Here is a 3345-nt window from a genome sequence, read left to right on the forward strand (position 1 = left end):
CGATGGCGGCTCAGGCGGAAGGGAATAGCGCCATGCCGGATGTAAGCAGCGCTAAGAAAGTGGTTCAGAAGCCGTTTATGATCAAAGTCGTGGATGCCGAGACGGGTCGGGGGATTCCGCTGGTCGAACTGAAGACGACGAACAATATGTTGTACTATACGGACAGCGCAGGTGTCGTGGCTTTCAATGAGCCGGGCTTGATGGATCAAACGGTCTTTTTCCATATGTCGAGCGACGGCTATGAGGTGCCGATAGACATGTTCGGTTACCGCGGCCAGGCTGTTGAAGTGACGCCCGGCGGAAGCGTGACGCTGAAAATGGACCGGGTCAACATTGCTGAGCGGTTATACCGGGTCACCGGTCAGGGCATCTACCGGGACAGCGTCCTGCTTGGCCAGAAGCCGCCGCTCAAGGAGCCGCTCCTGAACGGGCTCGTGATGGGTCAGGACTCCGTCCAAACGATAAAGTACCGCAATCGGCTGTACTGGTTCTGGGGCGATACGGACAGACCCGCTTATCCCCTTGGGAACTTCCGTGTGACGGGTGCTACATCGAAGCTGCCGGAAAAAGGGGGTCTCGATCCCGATACCGGCATCGATTTGGATTACTTTACGAAAGAGGACGGTTTCGTTAAAAGCCTGGTTCCCCAGCTGCCTGACGGTGCCGGCATCGCCTGGGTGTTCGGCTTGATGACCGCCAAAGACGGCAGCGGGCAGGAACGCCTGCTCGCCGGGTACAGCACGCACAATCCCGAGCTCAGCGCCTTCGGCATTCTTGCCTTTAACGACGAGAAGAAGGAGTTCGAGCAGGTCGTCCAGTTCCCTTCCAAAGACGATTGGCGCCATCCGGGCGGCCAGGCGGCTTATTACGAGGAGGGCGGCAAGGGATACTGGCTTTTTACCGAACACCGGATGCCGAACCTGCGCGTGGCGGCAAGCTATGATGCCATCACCGATTATACCCAATACGAATCGTTTACGTGCCTGATGCCGGGAACGACTTACAACGGGGCCCAAACATCCCTTGAACGCGGCGCGGACGGCCAGCTCGTATGGGGCTGGAAAAAGAACACCCCGCCGCTCACCCAGGTTCAAGAGAAGGAACTGATCGATGCCGGGCTGATCCGGACGGACGATCCAACCTACTTTCAATTAAAAGACGCCGATACCGGCGAAGAGGTCCAAATCGCTTCAAGCTCCATCGAATGGAACGATTACCGGCAGCGTTACGTGATGATCGGGCAGCAGATGCAAGGCAAGTCCTCCGTGCTCGGAGAAATCTGGTACGCGGAAGCTCCCGCGCCTCAAGGTCCTTGGACCACGGCCAAAAAGATCGTCACGCATAACAACTATACTTTTTATAACGTGGCCCAGCATAAGTTTTTCAATAAGGAGGGCGGCCGGATCATCTACTTCGAGGGCACGTATACGAATACGTTCACCAATCATGTCCCGACGCCGCGTTATAACTACAATCAGGTCATGTATAAGCTCGACTTGGCCAATCCGAAGCTTGGGCTGACACCGGTCCAGGGAACGAGTGGTTCATAGATCGCCGGGTTGCTCAGGCATATTGCAATGGGATGGAGATTTTTTTCAAACATCAGTGAGGAGGAATATCACATGCTGAAGGGATTGACGCTTGCCGGTTTGGGAGCAGTCGAAAGTGAAGAGAGGTTCATCGAATTGGCGGGTGAGGGCGGTTTTCAAGCGGTTGACATCGATGCCCGGAGATTGATCGAGCGGCTGGGAACAGAGGGGGCTGCGGCTGAGCTTGAGCGGCACGGAGTCGTCATCGGCGCGATCGGCCTGCCTGTGGAATGGAGGGCGGGCGAGGACGAGTTCCTCGCCGGGCTGCCTGGCCTGACGGAAGCGGCTGCCGCGGCCCGGGCGGTGGGATGTACGCGCTGCTGCACGTACATTCTTCCATCGACCGACGCCAAACCGGCGCACTTCATGGCCGTCGCCACCCGGCGCCTGCGCATCTGCGCCCAAATTCTCGGCGCCTATGGCATCAGGCTCGGACTGGAATTCGTTGGTCCGCATCATCTGCGGACGGCGTGGAAATACCCTTTTATCTGGACGATGGAAGAGACGCTGGATTGGGTCGAAGCGATCGGCGAGCCGAATGTCGGCCTGCTGCTGGATGCGTATCATTGGTATACGAACGGTCTCTCCGTAGACGACATCGAGCGGCTGCAGCCGCAGCAGATCGTTCACGTGCATATCAACGACGCACCGGATCTGCCGGTCGAGGCCGTGCTGGATAACGGGCGTCTGTACCCTGGGGAAGGCGTCATCGATTTGGAGGGCTTTTTAAGAGGGCTGCAGCGCATCGGATATGACGGTATCGTATCGCAGGAAGTGCTGACGCCGGCCATGCCGGAGGACACGCCGGAACAGCTGATTCGCCGCTCCAAAGCCGGGTTCGATCGCGTATTCACCGCTGCCGGAATCGGTGCGGGAAGGAGATGAGTCCGATGGAGCGGGCGGTAACATCGTATTTTGTACACGGATACAACGGCGGGATTAAGGGGCATATGCCCCTTGGATCCTGGGCGGACGTGATCCGGCCGTCCTCTCGTGTGAACCTGTCGCTGCAGCAGCATGGTCTCGCCACGCTCCGGTACAGCGGCATCCGCTGCAACCCAGATCAATTCATAGGATGTGATCCGTCATTTGGATAAGAGAAAAGAGATTCTATACCATGTTGAGAAGCTGCTGAAGGATAAAAACCGTTACATTTATACGGTGGTCTCGCCGGTCGATTTTACCTGCTTTGTCACGAAGGAGCGGCTATCCTGCGAAGAAATAGAGAGTAACCGATTTGAGGCGATCGAGCCGGGCGACCGGTGGGGCGGAGACTGGATGTATGCATGGCTTCGCTCATCGGTTACCGCTCCCATGGAAGCCGAGGGCAAACGCTTGGTCATCCGGGCCGATTTCGGTTCGGAGGCGACGGTCTACGTGAACGGAATCGTACGGGGGGGCGCTGGATCTTCAGCACCATGACGTGACGTTGACACGCAGCGCTAAGGCCGGCGAGCGGTTTGAAGTCGCTGCCGAGGCGTGTGCTGGCCATTCGGGCATCCAGCCGGTGCTTGGGGAATCGCAGCTTTGCTTTTTTGAAGAGGAAATCTATCAATTTTATATCGATTTGGAATGTTTGGTTCAAGTCAGAAATCATATCGATCCGGATTCGCTGCGCGCGGCGGAAATCGACCGCGGGCTGACGGAGGTCGTCCGGACGATCGACTGGGGGCTTGCGAAGGATGCGCTGATGGATAACGTTCGCAATTGCCGGCAGCGGATGGCACCGCTCCTGGAATGCGTAAACGGATCGACG

Annotated in this window: 4 protein-coding genes and 1 pseudogene; all 5 read left to right on the top strand. The window is 57.5% G+C overall.

Annotation, left to right across the window (positions count from 1 at the left end; all coding sequences use genetic code 11):
- A partial coding sequence (locus CPT76_RS06330; RefSeq protein WP_105442277.1) for a hypothetical protein occupies positions 1 to 1550 on the top strand: 1550 nt, incomplete at its 5' end.
- Between the two features lie 72 nt (positions 1551 to 1622).
- The gene (locus tag CPT76_RS06335) at positions 1623 to 2474 is read left to right on the top strand and encodes a sugar phosphate isomerase/epimerase family protein (protein ID WP_105442278.1); all 852 of its coding nucleotides are present in this window, start codon (positions 1623 to 1625) and stop codon (positions 2472 to 2474) included.
- 5 nt (positions 2475 to 2479) lie between these two features.
- Positions 2480 to 2686 carry a hypothetical protein gene (locus tag CPT76_RS06340; protein ID WP_105442279.1) on the top strand — a complete coding sequence of 69 codons (207 nt, stop codon included), beginning with the start codon at positions 2480 to 2482 and terminating at the stop codon, positions 2684 to 2686.
- On the top strand, positions 2679 to 3011 hold the full coding sequence (locus CPT76_RS06345) for a hypothetical protein (protein ID WP_105442280.1): 333 nt from the start codon (positions 2679 to 2681) through the stop codon (positions 3009 to 3011). The genes CPT76_RS06340 and CPT76_RS06345 overlap by 8 nt, the downstream gene beginning before the upstream one ends.
- 7 nt (positions 3012 to 3018) lie before the next feature.
- Positions 3019 to 3345: pseudogene (locus tag CPT76_RS37090) on the top strand (alpha-mannosidase); the annotation flags it as partial.

This window comes from Paenibacillus sp. AR247 (assembly GCF_002968895.1).
GTDB lineage: Bacteria > Bacillota > Bacilli > Paenibacillales > Paenibacillaceae > Paenibacillus_AQ > Paenibacillus_AQ favisporus.